Here is a 16,892-nt window from a genome sequence, read left to right as displayed (position 1 = left end):
ACAGCGCTCAGATTCGGAATGCGCTGAAAGCCTACAACGAATGTGGAGGCTAAAATTGTTGCGGGACAAGCATCCTGAAGCATGGCAAGCCCTGATAAATCTTCTCGCGCGCAGCGTAGCACGCGACATGGTACGGGGTTCCCGAGCGGCGAACAACACGGAGAACGAATCGAAATGCGAGTGGCAATCTATGCCCGCTTCTCAACGGACAAACAGAAAGAAACATCGGTCACGGACCAAATAAACGTATGTGCGCGTCGCGTCGCGACGCTGGCCGAGTGCGAAATTGTTGCCCGTCATTCGGACGAAGGTATCTCAGGTGGGACGCGTGTCGAATCACGTCCTGGCGGCAAGCAGCTGATGGCCGACGCGATGGCGGGCCGGTTCGATGTACTGGTCGTCGAAGCGCTGGACCGCCTGTCGCGCGATCAGGTCGAGCAGGAAACCATTCTGCGTCGGCTTGAGTTTCGCGGCATCCGCGTGCTCGGCGTGTCCGATGGCTACGATTCGACCTCAGGCAGCCGCAAGGTGCAGCGGACGGTTCGCGGCCTTGTCAACGAACTCTATATTGATGATCTTCGCTGCAAGACACTGCGCGGTCAGACCGGCCAGGTTGATCGCGGGTTCGTCGCCGGTGGCAAAAGCTACGGCTACGACCTCGTTAAAGGCGAGCATGGCAGCGATTACCGCGTCAACGACGAACAGGCGAAGTGGGTGCGGTTCATCTTCGAGAAGTTCGCGGCGGGCTGGTCCACCTTCAGGATATGCGACGAACTCAACCGCCTCGGCGTGCCGTCGCCGCGCAACACAACCTGGATGCGTTCGGCGCTGTACGGCTCACCGCGCAAGGGTTCCGGCATTCTCAATAACTCGGCCTACATCGGTATCTATATCTGGAACCGCTCGCAGTGGATAAAGGACCCCGACACGGGCGCGCGCGTACGTCAGGACCGGCCGGAAAACGAATGGAAAACCGAACGCCGCGACCACTACCGCATCGTCAGCGATGACCTCTGGCACTCAGTGCGCACGCGCATGGGCGCGGATCGCCTGAACGCCGGAACGTCGGGGGCTGGACGCGCGCCACGCAGCCTGTTCGGTGGATTGTTGCGCTGCCCTGAGTGCGGCGGGGCAATGGTTTCAATCAACCAGCGTTACTACGGCTGCGTGACCCGAAAGGAGCGCGGCCTGCAAGCATGTCACGGCGCGAACATTTACCGCGCTGAGACAGACGAACGATTGCTCAATATCCTGCGCGATGAACTGCTGTCCGACGACGCCCAGGCGGGTATTGATTCGGCCGTGCGCCGATATTTCGCGAACGAACAGGACGATACGGCCGGATCGGCCAGGGAGATTCGAGCGAAGGTAAGCACGCTCGACCGGCAGATCGAAAATCTGACGCAGGCGCTGGCAGAAATAGGCGTTTCAGCGGCCCTGATGGAACGGCTGAAAAAAGCGGAAGGCGAGCGTGAGGCGCTTACCCAGGCTTTGACTCGGACGAAGCTCAACAGCGAACAGTTCGCGGAAATTGCTCAACGCGCAAAGGCACGAACAACAGAACTCAGGGAAGCGTTATCGGGGGAATCCGTCGATGAAGCGCGGCAAATAATTGCGACGCTGATGGGACCGATAGAGATACAGAAGAGGGACGGTGGTTACTTCGCGTCCTATGAAGACGTTTCCGAACAACTGCTCGTCTGTGCTGCCGGAAATCAGTCTCGAATTGTGGTTGCGGGGGTAGGATTTGAACCTACGACCTTCGGGTTATGAGCCCGACGAGCTGCCAGACTGCTCCACCCCGCGTCAGAGAAAAAAGAGTATATCGGATCGCTGACACAACGTCAAATGTTGGCGCGAAATACATATCGAGTGCGGTCGAGCAAGCGGCACATTCGCGCGGCGCGATGCGTCGCACGCGCTACGAAACATCGCAACGGCAAGTTGCACACTCCCCGCTCGCGCACGCGATAAGATGCGGGACTACCGCGAATCGGAGCAACTGGCCGGGACTTCATTCATCGAGCCTCGCCCGCGCGAACGCAACAACGCAAGAAGCTATCTTCATCGTTGAGCGGAACTTGATATGACGTATCCACCCGATGCAATTCTTGCTGCGCTGCCCGTGAAAACCTCTTTGCTCAAGTTGCGCAGGCATCGGCACCCATGCACGAGGAATCAACACGGCATTTAAATTCTTCTGCCGCGAGCACGGTCGCCCATGCTCATGCGTATTGCGCCATGAGTCGTCCCTTCGTGCTTCCAATCGATCATCTATTTGCGTAAGCGGGGATACCCGTTCACGCGATACACCATTTCTTTCAACCAAGACGGTCCATCTTGCTGCGCGCGGTGTGCGGCTTTCCTGCTCGGACGAACGCATCTTCCTGCGGCGGGTGCCGATAGTTGCCACATCAGTGAGACCGCCATGACACTTCTATCTTTGGTCTTGCATCCTTCCAGGCGTGTCATCTCAGGTTCCCGGTATCGCGGCGCTTCGAAGGTCGCGGCTTCGCGCGCGAAGGGTTGAGCAACGCAATCGACCACGTCTTTAGCACGCTGCAACTGCATCGCGTAAAGGCGAATTACCGGCCCGACAATCTGCGCAGCGCGCGACTCCTCGAGCGGCTCGGCTTTGAAAACGAAGGCCTCGCGCGTGCGTATCTGAAGATCGACGGCGCGTGAGCCGATCATGTGCTGACATCGCGAATCAACTCGCGCGACTGACGCCGATAGCCATGCAAGCGCCGCAGCGCGCCGCGCGGCCCTTGCTGCGCGACCACCGCCACCGCCTGAAACGCGACCGGCGCAAACACCAGCCCGAGCAAGGTCGCCGTCACGACGCCGCCGAACACGCCCGTACCGATCGACCGGCGGCTTTCCGCACCGCCGCCGCTCGCCAGCACCAGCGGCACGACGCCCAGCAGGAACGCCGACGACGTCATCACGATCGGGCGAAATCGCGCGCCCGCCGCGCGTATCACCGCGCGCGTCAGCGGCACGCCGCGTAGGCTCAGGTCGCGCGCGAATTGCACGATCAGGATCGCGTTTTTCGCGGACAAGCCGATCACTGTGATCATCCCAACCTTGAAGTAGACGTCGTTCGGCATGCCGCGCATCAGCATCGCCGCAATGGCGCCGACCACGCCAAGCGGTACGACCATCAACACCGCGAGCGGAATCGTCCAGCTTTCGTATAGCGCGGCCAGCGCCATGAACACCGCCAGCAGCGACAGTCCGAGCAGCAACGGCGTCTGCCGCGCCGCCGCGCGTTCTTCGCGCGCCGCATCGACCCAGTCGAACGCGATGCCCGCAGGCAAGCTCGCCGCGAGCCGCTCCATCGCCTCCATCGCCGCCCCCGAACTGACACCGCTCGCCGCACGGCCGTTCAGATCGAGCGACGGATAGCCGTTGTAGCGCGTCAATGCGACTGGCCCGATGGTCCAGCGGCGCGTCGCAACCGACGACAGCGGCACCATCGCGCCCGACTGGTTCGGCACCGACAACGCCAGCAGATCGGTTTCCGTCATCCGCGTCGACGCATCGCCCGCCACCAGGACGCGGCGCATCCGGCCACCCGCCGGAAAATCGTCGACGTAGTGCGAGCCAAAGGTGCTGCCGAGCACGTCCGCAATCCGGTCGAACGATAAGCCGAGCGCGTACGCCTTCGCGCGGTCCACGTCGAGTTCGATACGCGGCGCGTCGGGCAGATCCTCGAAATGAATCGACGCCAGCGACGGATCGGCCTTCGCGCGCTCGGCAAGCTGGTCGCGGGCGGCCTTCAACGCGTCGCGGCCCAAGCCACCGCGATCTTCGAGCCGGAACGTGAAGCCGTCCGAATGCCCGACGCCCGGCACCGACGGCGGCAATTGCGCCTGCACGTTGCCGTCGAGAAACCGGCTGAACGACCGGTTCAACGTGTCGCGCAGCGTCATCGCATCAACGCCGCGCCGGCCCCAGTCTTTCAGCGCGACGAATGACATCGCTACGTTCTGTCCGCTGCCCTCGAAACTCCAGCCGATCACGCTTGTCACGTTCGCCACCGCCGTTTGCATGCGCAAAATCGACTCGGTCTTTTCGACGACGGCGAGCGTGCGCGCCTGCGTCGCGCCGGCCGGCAACTGGATCATCACCTGCAGTTGGCCCTGGTCTTCGACGGGCAGGAAGCCGCCCGGCATCCGCCAGTACAATGCGCCGCACAGCAGCAGCAATACGGCATACAGCGCGAGCAGCGGCCCGACCCTGCGCATCGCGGCGGCCGTCATGGCCCGGTAGGCGCGCGACGCGCGATCAAAGCCCTGTTCGAAACGCGTCGAGAGGCGCGCGGCAACGCCACGCAAACCGCGTCGCGCGTCACGCTGACGGACCGATTGCGCAGGCGCGCTCAGCAGGTTCGCGCACAACGCGGGCGTCAACGACAGCGCCATGAAAGACGACACCAGCATCGACGCAATCATCGCGACCGCGAATTGCCGGTAAATCCCACCGACGCCGCCAGGAAAGAACGCCATCGGCACGAACACGGCGGTCAGCACCGCCGTCACGCCGACGATCGCACCGCCGATCTGTTTCATCGCTTTCAATGTCGCGTCGCGCGGCGCCATGCCCTCTTCGTCCATCACGCGATGCACGCTCTCGACCACCACGATCGCGTCGTCGACCAGAATGCCGATCGCCAGCACGAGGCCGAACATCGTGAACACGTTGATCGACAAGCCGAATGCGTACATCGTGACAAACGCACCCATCAGCGTGACCGGAATCACCACTGTCGGCACCAGCGCGTAGCGCAGATCGCGCAGGAACAGCCACATCACGAGAAACACCAGCAAGATCGCCTCGGCCAGCGTGATCAGCACTTCGCGAATCGCAACGTTGACGAAGCGCGCGCTATCGAACGGCACCTGAACCGCGACGCCCGGCGGCAAACGGCTCGCCAGTTCCGCGAGCCGCGCCCGAATCGCGTCCGATGTTTCGAGCGCGTTGCCGCGCGGCCCGAGTTGAATCCCGACCGTCGCCGACGGCTTGCCGTTCAGGCGCGACCAGAACGTATAGTTGTCGCGGCCGATCTCGACCCGCGCGACGTCGGCAAGCCGCACTGCCGAGCCGTCGGGGTGCGCTTTCAGCACGATCTGGCCGAATTCCTCCGGCGACAGCAACTGCCCTTTGACGTTCACCGACGCGCTCAGCTGCTGGCCGTCCACCAGCGGCGCGTCGCCGAGTGTGCCTGCCGCGACGCTCGCGTTTTGCGCGGCAATCGCGGCGTTGACGTCGGACGCGGCGAGGCCGAATTCGCGCAGCTTCATCGGATCGAGCCAGACGCGCAACGCTTCGTCGGCGTCCCACAGTTGCGCGGAACCGACGCCCGGCGCGCGCTTCAGTTCGCGCATGATGTCGCGGCTGAGGATGTCGCTCAGTTGCGCGGAATCGCGCGTGCCATCGGTGGATGTCAGCGCGACCAGCATCAGGAACGTGTTGGCGGCCTTGAAAACGCTGATACCCTGCTGCACCACCTGTTGCGGCAAACGCGGCTCGACCTGCTTGAGCCGGTTCTGCACGTCCATCATCGCGATATCGGGGTTGGTGCCGGGCGCGAAGGTCGCCGCGATTTCAAGGTTGCCGAGGCCGTCGCTGGCGGTTTCGTAGTAAAGCATCCCGTCGGCACCGTCGAGACTTTCTTCGATGACGCTGCCAACGTTCGCATCCACGGCTTCCGTCGATGCACCCGGATAGACGGCGTCGATCACGATACGCGGCGGCGCGAGTCGTGGATATTGCGCGACCGGCAGTTGCGTCAACGCGAGCGCGCCCGCGATGATTACCGCAAGCGCCAGAATCCACGCAAAGACCGGTCGGTCGATAAAAAAGGCGGCCAAGGCATGCTCACGCGTGTGGGTTCGGTGCGAGCGCGACCGGCGAAGCGAACACCGGCGCATCGGCGAAACGGGCCATATGGAATGCATCGACCAGCTTGCCGTCGCGCATCGCGAACGCTGGCGAGCGTCCTTCCTCGACGAAACCGAAGCGCTGGTACAGAGCGATCGCGCGGTGGTTGTCGACGAACACGGTCAACTCCAGCCGACGCAGGCCGAGCAGCGTATCCGCGCACTCGACGGCCGCCGCGAGCAGCGCCGTGCCGATGCCGCGCCCGACGTAATCGTCATGCACGCAGAGACCGATTCCCGCGCAATGCGCCATCCGGTGCATGTGCGGCAACACGTCGATCATCCCGACCACGCGAGCGCCCGCCTCCGCGCACAGTCCGAGCGTGTTCGCGGGCATTTTTTCGAGCCAGCTCCCGACCGTCGCGTTCGAGCGATACGGCGTCTGCAACGTGCCATGCCGCGCGCCGGGGCAGTTCATCAACGAAGTGATCGCGTCGAGGTCGGACGCTTCGCGGGCGCGGATAATCACATGCGCCATGTCGGGTTTCAACGAGACGTTCATACGGTCGCCTCGATTTCCGCTTGCAGATGACCCATCGGCGCGCGTAAGCGGCCCATGAACATCGAGTCGATCAGCATGCCGTCGCGCAGCACGGCGCCGCGAAAGGTCGCTTCGTGCGAAAAACCGAACTTGCGATACAGCGCAATCGCGCGATGGTTATGGGCGAACACATTCAGCTCGAGACGGCGCAGCCCGTACCAGTTGTCGGCGGCATCGATCAGTTCGGCCATCAGCCGCGTGCCGACGCCCTTGCCCTGCCAGTCGTCGTGCACGCTGATACCCAGCCAGCCGCTATGCGCGCGACGCAGCGCGCCCGGATGCAGATCGGCCGCGCCGACCAGCGTATCGCCCACCAGCGCTGCAATCGCCATCGACGGCGCCGCGAGCTTCGCGAGCCAGCCTTGAGTCTGCTGCAAGGTCGGATACGGACGCATCGGGTTCTGGCGCATCACACCGGGGCATGAACGCAGCGCGTGGAATTGCGCGGCGTCGTCCGGATCCAGCGGCCGAATGCTCATCTCGACCGGTTCGGCCCCGAACCGGGTCGTGCTCTCAAATATTGTCTTTGGTTCTGTCATTGTTATGGCGTTCAGTCTGTCATCGGAAACTCACTCACAGCGTCAGTTCGAACGAGCGTGCCAGCAAGCCGGGTAGTTTCCAGCCGCCGGTCTGCCGCTCGCCCCACGTTCCATCGTTCAGCAGAAGTTCCGACTGGGCGTCGAGACGTTCGAGCTCGCTCGACAGCAAACGGTACAGGCTGTCGTCGAAACGCATCGCGTCGACCGGCGCGACGATCTGGCCGCGTTCGACCCAGAACGTCGCGAAACGCGTCATGCCGGTCAACCGGCAATTCATCCGGTCAGAAAAATTCACGTACCAGAGATTGCCGACATACAGCCCGGTATCGAGTGCGGCAAGGATATCGGCGGCGTCGAGATCGCCGCCAGCCATCGCCAGCGACTCGGGCGTTTCGCTGGCGAGCGCGCCGTTCGGCGTCAATCCGTATTCGCGCGCGCTACGGGCGTTGGTCAGTTGCCCGGCGTTGCGGCCGTCGTGAATCAACGGCACGCTGTCGCGCTGATAACCGTCTTCGTTGAAGCGCGGCGTGATATTCAGGCTCAGGTCTTCGGTCATCGACACGCGCGGATCGAGCGCGACTTCGCCGCTGTGCAGCTGGTAAAACGGGCTGCGCGCGGTGGCGTTCGCGCGCGCGGAAAACCCGCCCCACGACGCCGTGCCGACCAGTTCCAGCATCGCCGCCGGCGCCAAATACGTGCGATACCGCCCCGGCGACAACGCGCGCGGCGTGTGTCCAAGCACCGGCAAACGTGCGGCGGCCTGTTCGACCTTCGCGGCGAACACGCTGTCGTCCCAGTGGTCGCCGGTGTACGTGCTTTTGATCGCACGGCCGCTCGGGTCGTACAACGACCAGCTAAAGCTGAAGTTGCTGACTTCGTACCAGCCGCGACTGCCGCGCGACGACGCGAAGCCGCGCACCATCGAGCCACCTGCATAGAAGCCGACGAAATCGAGTCCGCGCGCGCTTTCGGTGGCGATCCGCAACAGTGCGTCGGGCGCGGGCAGCTTGCCGCTGCGGCGCGTCGATTGGGTCCATTGGGTGGCGTCGTACAACAGATGCGGGTCGTCGGGCGCATCGCGCAAGCCGTCGCGCAACGTATTCAGCGCATCGGCGATATCGCGCAGGTCCGTCGCTGGATCGCCGCATACCGTGAAGCTCGAATACGCCTGCCTGGCGCCGTCGATCAGGCGGACGGTCAGCTTGCCTTGCGACACCTGGCCGATCTGCCGAACCTTGCCACCGTTGAAGCGGATAAAGTCGGATTGCTCCGCCGACAGCCGAGTCAACGCCACTTCGTCGCCGCTGAGCAACGTGTCGATCGCATCGGCGAGCAGCGCGAAATGCGCGTGCCAATCCGGCGACTGCGCGTTCGAGGCGAAATCGAAGCCGCTCGATGCATTGACTGCATGGGTTGTAGTCATCGCGCGCCTCCGAATACATCGACATGCGTGAACACGCACGGCGGCGACGCATGGCCGACGCGCACCAGCTGCACCGGTTCGCCTTTGCCGCACATCGACGTGCCGAACACTTCGCGCGTGCCGGCATTGCCGACAGCACTCAGACTGCGCCAGAAATTCGCGGATATGCCGCGATAATTCGGTTGCCTGACGATTTGCGTGAGCTTGCCGTTTTCGATCAACTGGCCGAACTCGCAGCCGAATTGAAACTTGTTGCGGTGATCGTCGATCGACCACGACGTATTGGTGCGCATCAGGATGCCGTGTTCGATGCCGGAAATCATTTCGCCGAGCGTGCTGGTTCCCGGTTCGATATTCAGGTTCGCCATCCGGTCGATCGGCGCGCGATTCCAGCTCGACGCACGCGAATTCGCGACGCCCGCCATCTTTGCGCGCTGTTGCGACAGCGCGCCACCGAGCGGACGTTCGAGCACGCCATCGCGAATCAGATACTGTTTGCGCGCTTCAGTGCCGTCGTCGTCGAATGCGTACGACGCGGCTTGTTCGCGCAACGACGGATCGAATGTCACGTTGAGCAGTTCCGAGCCGTAACGGTAAGTGCCGAACATCTCCGGCTTCACGAAACTCCATCCGGCGAAGTTGCGTTCGTCGCCGAGAATCCGGTCGAGTTCGAGCGGATGCCCGATCGATTCGTGAATCTGCAACATCATCTGATCGGGCATCAGCAGCAGGTCACGAGGACCAGACGGACAGTTCGGCGCGGCCAGCAAGGTCAGCGCGTCAGTGGCGAGCCGCACGCCTGCGCCGTCGAACGCGTAGCGGTCCAGCACTTCGACGCCGCCTTGCGCGAGCGTGCCGTAATTGCCGCCGAGCGTGCGCACCTGCGTGTCGCCGTTCGCGTGCGCCGCGACGCTCATTTCCGGCATCACGAGGCAAAAGCGCTGGTCGATTCGCGCGCCGTCGCTGGTCAGATAAACCTGTTCGGTGCGCGTGATCTGCACGGATGCCGTGCGCTCGACGATCCGGTCGTCGATTTTCGCGGCGGCGCATTCGTGCGCGAGACGCGCGAGCCATTCGCCGCGCGTCGGCAGCGGCTGGTCGGCATTGGGCGAGACATACGCGCCGCTGAGCGCTTCGCGCGACACCGCGCGATGGTCGATCAGCGATGCGCCGGCGCTCGCCAGCGCACGTTGCGTCGCGATATCGAGCGCAGCCTGCAAGCCCGCGATGGACAGATCCGTGGTTGCCGCATAGCCCGCGCCCGCGCCGGCCCACGCGGTCAGCATGACGCCGCGTTCGCGCTGCGTGCGCAGCGGCTGCGCGACGTCGTTGCGCACTTCGTGGTCGTCGATCTGCTCATCGCAAATCCGTAAGGACCAGAACGCCGCATTGCTCTTCAACGCACGGGCGGCCTGCGTCCAGCGCGATTCACTCATTGCAGCACCTCGGGTTCGTCGTGCTCCGGCGCGATCATCGACGCGGCGAGCAACGACTGCGTATAAGGATGTGACGGCGCATGCAGCACATCGAGCGTGTCTCCCGCCTCGACCACGCGGCCGTTCTTCATCACGATCACGCGATGCGCCATCGCACGCATCACCGCCAGATCATGGGTGATCAACAGATAGCTTAACCGGTACTTCTTCTGCAAGCCCGCCAACAACTTAAGCACCTGTTGCTGGATCGACACATCGAGCGCGCTGGTCGGCTCGTCGAGAATCAGCACTTCCGGTTCGACCGCCAACGCACGCGCGATCGCTATGCGCTGCCGCTGCCCGCCGGAAAACTCGTGCGGATAGCGCAGCATCGATTCTTGCGGCATGCCCACTTCTTCGAGCATCGTCCCCACCCGCGCGCGGCGCGTGCGCGCGTCGATTTCCGGCCGGTGCACCTCGATCCATTCCCCGACGATCTGCTCGACCGTCATACGCGGCGATAGCGACCCGAACGGGTCCTGAAACACCACCTGCATCCGCGAGTACAACGCGCGGCGCGAGTTCGCGCCACGCAAAGCCGACAACGGCGCGCCGTCGATATGGATATGACCGGCGGCGGGCCGTTGCAGACCGAGCAGCGTCGCCGCCAGCGTCGATTTTCCGGAGCCCGATTCGCCGACCACGCCGAGCGTCTCACCGCGACGCAGCGTCAGATCGACGTCGTGCACTGCGCGAAAGGTCGAACCGCTGAACAGCGAGCGCCAGCCTTTCGCGGCCGTCCGGTAATCGACCGCGAGGCCTTGCACCTCGAGCACCCGACGCGCGTGCGGTTCGATCGGCCCGATCTCGCGATTCGGTTCGCTGTCGAGCAAGCGCTGCGTGTAAGGATGCTGCGGCGCTGCGAACAGCGCCTGGGTCGTATTGGTTTCGACCAGCACACCCTTTTCCATTACCGCCACGCGTTGGGCGAAGCGGCGCACGAGATTCAGGTCGTGCGTGATCAGCAGCACCGCCATGCCGCGATCGGCGGCTTCCTGTTCCTGCAACTCGATCAGCAGATCGACGATCTGCTGACGCACGGTGACGTCGAGCGCGGTAGTGGGTTCGTCGGCGAGCAGCAGGCGCGGACGGCACGCGAGCGCCATCGCGATCATCGCGCGCTGGCGTTGTCCGCCGGATAGTTGATGCGGGTAGCTGTCGATCCGCCGTTCCGGCTCGGGAATGCCGGTACGGCGCAGCAGTTCGATGCCGCGGGCGCGCGCCGCGTTCGACCACAAACCCTCGTGCAGACGCAGGCTTTCGGCGATCTGCTGACCGATCGTGAACAGCGGATTGAGCGCGGTCATCGGCTCCTGAAACACCATCGCGACGTCGGCACCGCGAATCCCGCGCATCTGCTGCTCGGTTTTCTGTAATAGATCGACGCCGTCGAGACGGATCTGGCCGCTGGTCTGCGCAGGTTCGACGAGGCGCAGGATCGACAGCGCCGTGACGCTCTTGCCCGAACCGGATTCGCCGACCAGCGCAACCCGCTCGCCGCGCCCGATCGTCAGATTCAGTTCGCGAACCGCGACCTTGTCGCCGAAACGGATCGAGAACGTGTCGATTTCCAGCAAAGGCTTGTGCAACGTTGCGTCGCTCATCACTTCCTCCCGCCGAACGCCGACCCGCGTGAACGCGTGTCGAGCGCATTGCGCAACGCGTCGCCCATGAACGTCAGCAGCAACAACGTGATCACCAGCGCGGCAAACGCAGATACCGAAATCCACCATGCGTCGAGGTTGTTCTTGCCTTCCTGAAGCAGTTCGCCCAGGCTCGGCGTGGGCGGTGCGACACCCAGCCCCAGAAAGTCCAGACTCGTCAGCGACAGAATCGCGGCGCTCATCCGGAACGGCAGGAAGGTGATCACCGGCGTCATGCTGTTCGGCAGCAGATGACGCCAGATGATCTGCCAGTTGCTCAAACCCATCGTGCGCGCGGCGCGAACGTAATCGAGCGAACGGTTGCGCAGGAATTCGGCGCGCACATAGTCGGACAGCACCAGCCAGCCGAACATCGACAGCAGGATAAACAGCAGCCACAAACTCGGCTCGAAGATCGACGCGAAGATGATCAGCAGATACAGGTCCGGCATCGAACTCCATACTTCGATCAGGCGCTGCCCGATCAGGTCGGTGCGGCCGCCGTAAAAGCCTTGCAACGCACCCGCCAGCACGCCCAGCACGATACCCGACACCGTCAGCGCAAGCGCCATCAACACCGACAGCCTGAAGCCGTACAGCAATCGCGACAGCACGTCGCGGCCGTATTGATCGGTGCCGAGCCAGTTGGTCGCGGACGGCGACGCCGGAAACGGCCGCGTCGCGAAGTAATCGATCGTGTCGTAGTGGTAGTGATTCGGCGGGTAGACCGCGAAGTTGCCTTTCTCCGTCAACTGCTTGCGGATAAACGGATCGAGATAGTTTGCGCGGGTCGGAAAATCGCCGCCGAACATCGTTTCCGGATAGTCCTTCACGATCGGAAAATAGTCATGGCCGTCGTAACGGACCATCAGCGGCCGGTCATTCGCGAGCACTTCGCCGAGCAGGCTCAACACGAACAGCGTCGCGAACACGATCAGGCTCCAGTAACCGAGCTTCTGCCGACGGAAACGCTGCCACACGCGTCGCCCAGGCGACACGGACACCGGCAACGCGCCGGGCGGCAGCTTATCGGTCCAGGCTGTTGAACTGGATGCGGGGGTCGACGAGTACATAGCAGACGTCAGCAATGAGTTTGGTCACGAGACCAATCAGCGTGAACAGGAACAGCGAACCCAGCACGACCGGATAGTCGCGGCGGATCACCGAGTCATAAGACAGTTGGCCCATGCCGTCGAGCGAAAACAGCGTTTCGATCAGCAGGTTGCCGTTCAGGAAGGCGCCGATAAACGCGGCGGGCAACCCGGTCAGCAGCGGAATCGCGGCGTTGCGCAATACGTGCTTCCACAGCACGTCACGCTTGGGCGCGCCTTTCGCCCGCGCAGTCAGCACGTATTGACGACCAATCTCTTCGAGAAACGTATTCTTGGTCAGGATCGTGACGATCGCGAAGTTGCCCACCACCGACGCCGTCACCGGCAACACGATGTGCCATAGATAATCGAGCACCTTGCCGAACGCACTGAGTTCGTCGAAGTTATCGGACGTGAGGCCGCGCATCGGGAAGATCTGCCAGAACGTGCCGCCGCCAAACAGCATCAGCAGCAGCACGCCGAACACGAAGCCCGGAATCGCGTAGCCGGTCAGCACCATCACGCTGGTGGCGGTGTCGAAGCGCGAGCCGTTGCGCACCGCTTTCGCGATCCCGAGCGGCACCGACACGATGTAGGTCAGCACGACCGTCCATAACCCGAGCGTGATCGACACCGGCAGTTTCGAGCGGATCACCGCCCGTACGCTCTGATGGTGATAGTAGGACTGGCCGAGATCGAAACGCGCGTAGTCCCTCAGCATCTTCAGATAGCGCGTCAGCGGCGGTTTGTCGAAGCCGAACTGCTTCTTGATCTGCTCGATCTGCTGCGGATCGACGCCCTGGCTGCCGTGATACGCGTTGCCGCCGCCTCCGCCTTCGCCGCCGCGCTGCTGGCCGTGACGCAACTGCGTCATCATCTGTTCGACCGGGCCGCCCGGCACGAACTGCGTCACGAAGAAAGTCAGCGTAACGACGCCGATCAGCGTCGGGATCATCAGCAGCAGACGTTTGACGATGTAGATAAACATAAGCCCCTCACTTCGCCTCGGCGGTGTTGGCCGCAGCGGACGGCGGCTTGCGATACCAGTAGCTGACGATCCAGTCCTCGCCCTGGAAACTGACCGGCGTCACCGACGGGTAGCCGAGGGCGCTTTTGTACGCTATGCGCGTATCCGGCGCGAAATATTCGGGCACCAGGTAATAGCCGTTGATCAGCACGCGGTCGAGCGCATGGGTCGCGGTTTCGAGTTCGTTCAGCGTGCTCGCGCGCATCACCGCGCGCACCAGCGCGTCGACCGCCGGCGACCTCACGCCCGGATAGTTTTCCGAGCCGACCTGCGATGCCGATGCGCTGCTGAAACGACGCTCCAGTTCTGAACCGGGAATCGTCACGCGCAGATAGATGAACGTCGTCATATCGAACTCGAAGTTGTCGATCCGCTTCTGATACAACGCACTATCTATCTCGCGCATATGCGCATCGATGCCGAGCAGTTGCAGGTTGCGCATATACGCCAGCAGTACGCGATCCATGCCAGGCTGATCGTCGATGATTTCGATCGACATCGGGTTGCCGTGCGCGTCGCGCAACTGGCCGTCGCGCACCGTCCAACCCGCTTCGGCGAGCAGGCCGCGCGCTTCGCGCAGGTTCTCGCGCAACGTGTGCGGCGCAATCGTGTCGGCCTGCCTGACCATTGGACCGAACACGGCCGCCGGCAAACTCGCGCGATACGGGTCGAGCAGCGCGAGTTCGGCATCGGTCGGCGCGCCTTGCGCGGCGAACGGGCTATCGTCGAAGTAGCTGTTGGTGCGCCGGTACTGGCCGTAGAAGGTCATCCGGTTCAGCCAGTCGTAGTCGAACGCGAGTGCAAGGGCATGCCGCACCCGCACATCCGAAAACATCGGCCTGCGCGTGTTGAACATCAGCCCCTGCATCTGCGCGCCGTGATCCGGAAAGAGTTTGCGCTGCAACGCGCCGTTATCGAAGTTCTTGCCGATATAACGGCGCGCCCATTGCATCGAACTGTATTCGACCATCACGTCGGTATCGAGCGCTTTCAGCGACTCGAGCTGCGTGTAATGATCGTGATAGAGCTTGAACGCGACGCGCGCGAAATGGTACATGCCGCGCCGCGACGGCAAATCGGCGGCCCAGTAAGCCGGATTGCGACGGTAGACGATCTGCGTGTCGTTCTTGCGCTGCTCGATCAGATACGGGCCGCTCGACACCGGCGGCACGTTGGTCAACTGATCGAACGCGATGCGCGTGCCGTTGGCTTGCATTGCCCACTTGCGCGAGAAAACCGGCAGGTCGCCTGCGATCAACGGCGCGTCGCGTTCCACGTGCCTGAAGTCGAAGCGCACCCGCGACGGGTCGAGCACCGTGGCGCGGCTGATCACCGCGAACTGCGAGTTGAACAGCGGCGATGCCTGCGGGCTGGTCAGCGTATCGAACGAATACTTGACGTCGTCGGCGGTGATCGGATCGCCGTTCGAAAAGCGCGCTCGCGGGTCGATATGAAACACCGCTGATTTGCCATCCGGCGCCACCTCGACGTCGTCGGCGATCAACGCGTATTCCGACGCGAGTTCGTCCCAGCTGCGCTGCATCAGCGTATCGAACATCAGATGCAGGATGTCCGGCGCCGGCGCACCACGCGTCAGGAACGGATTCAGCGAATCGTAGCTTTGCCTTTCGTCGTAGTTCTGGAAAACCAGTGTGCCATCGGTCGGCGCATTCGGGTCCGCGTAATCGAAATGCGTGAACCCGGATGGATACTTCGGCGCGTCGTACTGCGCGATCGACGCCCTCGCCAACGCGGGCGCGGTCGTCAACGGCACGACCAGCAGCCCCGCGACGAGCGTCATCGCAACCCGCGCCGCGAACGCCGTAACGACGCGCGCGCGCGGGCCTCGAAACCTGTCGGTTGTCATCATGCGTGTCTGGACGCAATCGGCTCGTAGCCGATGCGCGATGCTTCGAAACCGCGCGGGCGGCGGCGGGTAGCCACCGCTCGCGCGGTTCCGGGTTGAAGGCCGGATGGGTAAATTGCGAAGGCCGGAAGTTCGCGTCGAAGCTGAGCTTATTCGTCGTCGTTACTCGTCGTGGTTACTCGTCGTCGGACGGTGTGGTCTTGAACGAGAACTGAACTTCGCCGACATACGGCTCGGCATTCTTCTCGCACTTGTACGCCTTGCCTGCGGCAATCACGGCTTCGTTGAACACCGACGTCGGCGGCGTGACGCGCATGATCTTCACGTCGCTGACATTGCCGTCCGTACCGATCGTCAGATGCGCGATCACGTCCGCCGAAATACCGTCCGTCAATGCCTTGCGCGGAATCACCGGCTGCACCGACTGGCAGTGACCGCGGCCGTCCACCACGCCATGCAGCGCGGGCGGCGCCGGCGGCGCGGCCGGTGCCGGAGCGGGTGCCGGCGCAGGCGTCGGCGAGGCGATCGCCGGAGCGTTCGGAGCCGGATTCGCCGTGGGCTGGATCACCGGCTGCGGCGTCGGTCGCGGCGGCGGCGGCGTCGGGGTCGGCTTCGGTATTTCGTGCTTCGGCTGCGCTTTGGGCGGCGCCGGCGGCGGCTCCAGCTTCTTCACCTCGGGCGGCGGCGGTGGCGGAGGCGGCGGCGCAATCTGCACGCGCATCTCCTTCGGCGGCGGAGGCGGCGGCGGCTGGAACTTCATGTGCGACACGCCCAGAATCACCAGCGCCTCGACCAGCACCGCAACGCCGATCGCCAGCTTCATGGGCATGCGACCGTGATGCGCCGGCGTCGTCGATGCCCAAAGTGCACCGTGCAGGCGGTTTTGCGGATCTTTCATGTCGATGGCCGGTGAACTCATGTCGTCGGGTTCGTGGCCAATGCAACCGAACTGATGCCCGCCGCGCGCACCAGGTCCATGACCTTGACGATATTCTTGTAGCTCGTGCCTTCGTCGCCGGCAATCGCGACATCTACTTTCTTCGAGTCGTGAACCAGACCTTGCAGACGCGCGGTCAGTTCGTCGGGCGTCACGGGCTTCGAATCCAGATAGATTTCATCCGTCTTCGTCACGCCGATCGATAGCTTGACGGTCTGCTGCAACTGCTCGGCGGTGCTCGATTGCGGCAGGTCGAGCTTGATGCCTGTGCCCTGGATCATCTTCAGCGTCGCGAGCATGAAGAACACCAGCAGGAACATCATGATGTCGATCATGGGGATGATCTCGATGCGCGCTTTCTCTTCACCGCCGAGGTAATGGCTGCGATGGTTTCGCATGGTCCG

At 63.3% G+C, this 16,892-nt stretch carries 13 protein-coding genes and 1 tRNA gene; 2 read left to right on the top strand and 12 right to left on the bottom strand.

What is annotated here, in order from left to right; translation table 11 throughout:
- Nucleotides 1-81: 81 nt before the first annotated feature.
- On the top strand, nt 82-1,773 hold the full coding sequence (locus HDG34_RS27275; RefSeq protein WP_311735648.1) for a recombinase family protein: 1,692 nt from the start codon (nt 82-84) through the stop codon (nt 1,771-1,773).
- On the opposite strand, the gene HDG34_RS27270 is transcribed toward HDG34_RS27275, so the two are convergent.
- Nucleotides 1,730-1,806 (bottom strand) — tRNA-Met (locus HDG34_RS27270). The genes HDG34_RS27275 and HDG34_RS27270 overlap by 44 nt on opposite strands.
- A gap of 633 nt (nt 1,807-2,439) precedes the next feature.
- Here HDG34_RS27270 and HDG34_RS27265 point away from each other — a divergent pair.
- Nucleotides 2,440-2,685: a GNAT family N-acetyltransferase gene (locus HDG34_RS27265; RefSeq protein ID WP_184064153.1), complete on the top strand. Its 246-nt coding sequence runs from the start codon at nt 2,440-2,442 to the stop codon at nt 2,683-2,685.
- Nucleotides 2,686-2,690: 5 nt separating this feature from the next.
- On the opposite strand, the gene HDG34_RS27260 is transcribed toward HDG34_RS27265, so the two are convergent.
- The 11 genes from HDG34_RS27260 to HDG34_RS27210 all read right to left on the bottom strand — a co-directional run bounded on the left by HDG34_RS27260 (nt 2,691) and on the right by HDG34_RS27210 (nt 16,886).
- Nucleotides 2,691-5,876, bottom strand: coding sequence for a multidrug efflux RND transporter permease subunit (locus HDG34_RS27260; protein WP_184063946.1), 3,186 nt, complete (start codon nt 5,874-5,876; stop codon nt 2,691-2,693).
- Nucleotides 5,877-5,883: 7 nt separating this feature from the next.
- Complete coding sequence (locus tag HDG34_RS27255) at nt 5,884-6,447, bottom strand: GNAT family N-acetyltransferase (protein WP_184063943.1); 564 nt, start codon at nt 6,445-6,447, stop codon at nt 5,884-5,886.
- Complete coding sequence (locus tag HDG34_RS27250; RefSeq protein WP_260321358.1) at nt 6,444-6,965, bottom strand: GNAT family N-acetyltransferase; 522 nt, start codon at nt 6,963-6,965, stop codon at nt 6,444-6,446. The genes HDG34_RS27255 and HDG34_RS27250 overlap by 4 nt, the downstream gene beginning before the upstream one ends.
- A gap of 94 nt (nt 6,966-7,059) precedes the next feature.
- A complete protein-coding gene (locus tag HDG34_RS27245) occupies nt 7,060-8,448 on the bottom strand; it encodes a TldD/PmbA family protein (protein ID WP_260321357.1) in 1,389 nt (462 codons plus the stop codon).
- Nucleotides 8,445-9,884, bottom strand: coding sequence for a TldD/PmbA family protein (locus tag HDG34_RS27240; RefSeq protein WP_184063937.1), 1,440 nt, complete (start codon nt 9,882-9,884; stop codon nt 8,445-8,447). The genes HDG34_RS27245 and HDG34_RS27240 overlap by 4 nt, the downstream gene beginning before the upstream one ends.
- Entirely contained in the window at nt 9,881-11,527 is a 1,647-nt protein-coding gene (locus HDG34_RS27235) for an ABC transporter ATP-binding protein (protein ID WP_184063934.1), read from the bottom strand. Before HDG34_RS27235 ends, HDG34_RS27240 begins: the two co-directional genes overlap by 4 nt.
- Nucleotides 11,527-12,639 (bottom strand): ABC transporter permease, encoded by a 1,113-nt coding sequence (locus HDG34_RS27230; protein WP_184063931.1) that lies wholly within the window; start codon nt 12,637-12,639, stop codon nt 11,527-11,529. Before HDG34_RS27230 ends, HDG34_RS27235 begins: the two co-directional genes overlap by 1 nt.
- Nucleotides 12,593-13,645, bottom strand: a complete 1,053-nt coding sequence (locus HDG34_RS27225) for a microcin C ABC transporter permease YejB (protein ID WP_184063928.1) — start codon at nt 13,643-13,645, stop codon at nt 12,593-12,595. The genes HDG34_RS27230 and HDG34_RS27225 overlap by 47 nt, the downstream gene beginning before the upstream one ends.
- 7 nt (nt 13,646-13,652) lie before the next feature.
- Nucleotides 13,653-15,551 (bottom strand): extracellular solute-binding protein, encoded by a 1,899-nt coding sequence (locus tag HDG34_RS27220; RefSeq protein ID WP_184064147.1) that lies wholly within the window; start codon nt 15,549-15,551, stop codon nt 13,653-13,655.
- Nucleotides 15,552-15,726: 175 nt separating this feature from the next.
- Entirely contained in the window at nt 15,727-16,470 is a 744-nt protein-coding gene (locus HDG34_RS27215; protein ID WP_184063925.1) for an energy transducer TonB, read from the bottom strand.
- The gene (locus HDG34_RS27210) at nt 16,467-16,886 is read right to left on the bottom strand and encodes a biopolymer transporter ExbD (protein ID WP_090800842.1); all 420 of its coding nucleotides are present in this window, start codon (nt 16,884-16,886) and stop codon (nt 16,467-16,469) included. The genes HDG34_RS27215 and HDG34_RS27210 overlap by 4 nt, the downstream gene beginning before the upstream one ends.
- Nucleotides 16,887-16,892: the final 6 nt, after the last annotated feature.

Origin of the sequence: Paraburkholderia sp. HC6.4b (genome assembly GCF_014200875.1) — a bacterium.
Classification (GTDB): domain Bacteria; phylum Pseudomonadota; class Gammaproteobacteria; order Burkholderiales; family Burkholderiaceae; genus Paraburkholderia; species Paraburkholderia tuberum.
This window is presented reverse-complemented; position numbering and strand designations above follow the sequence as displayed.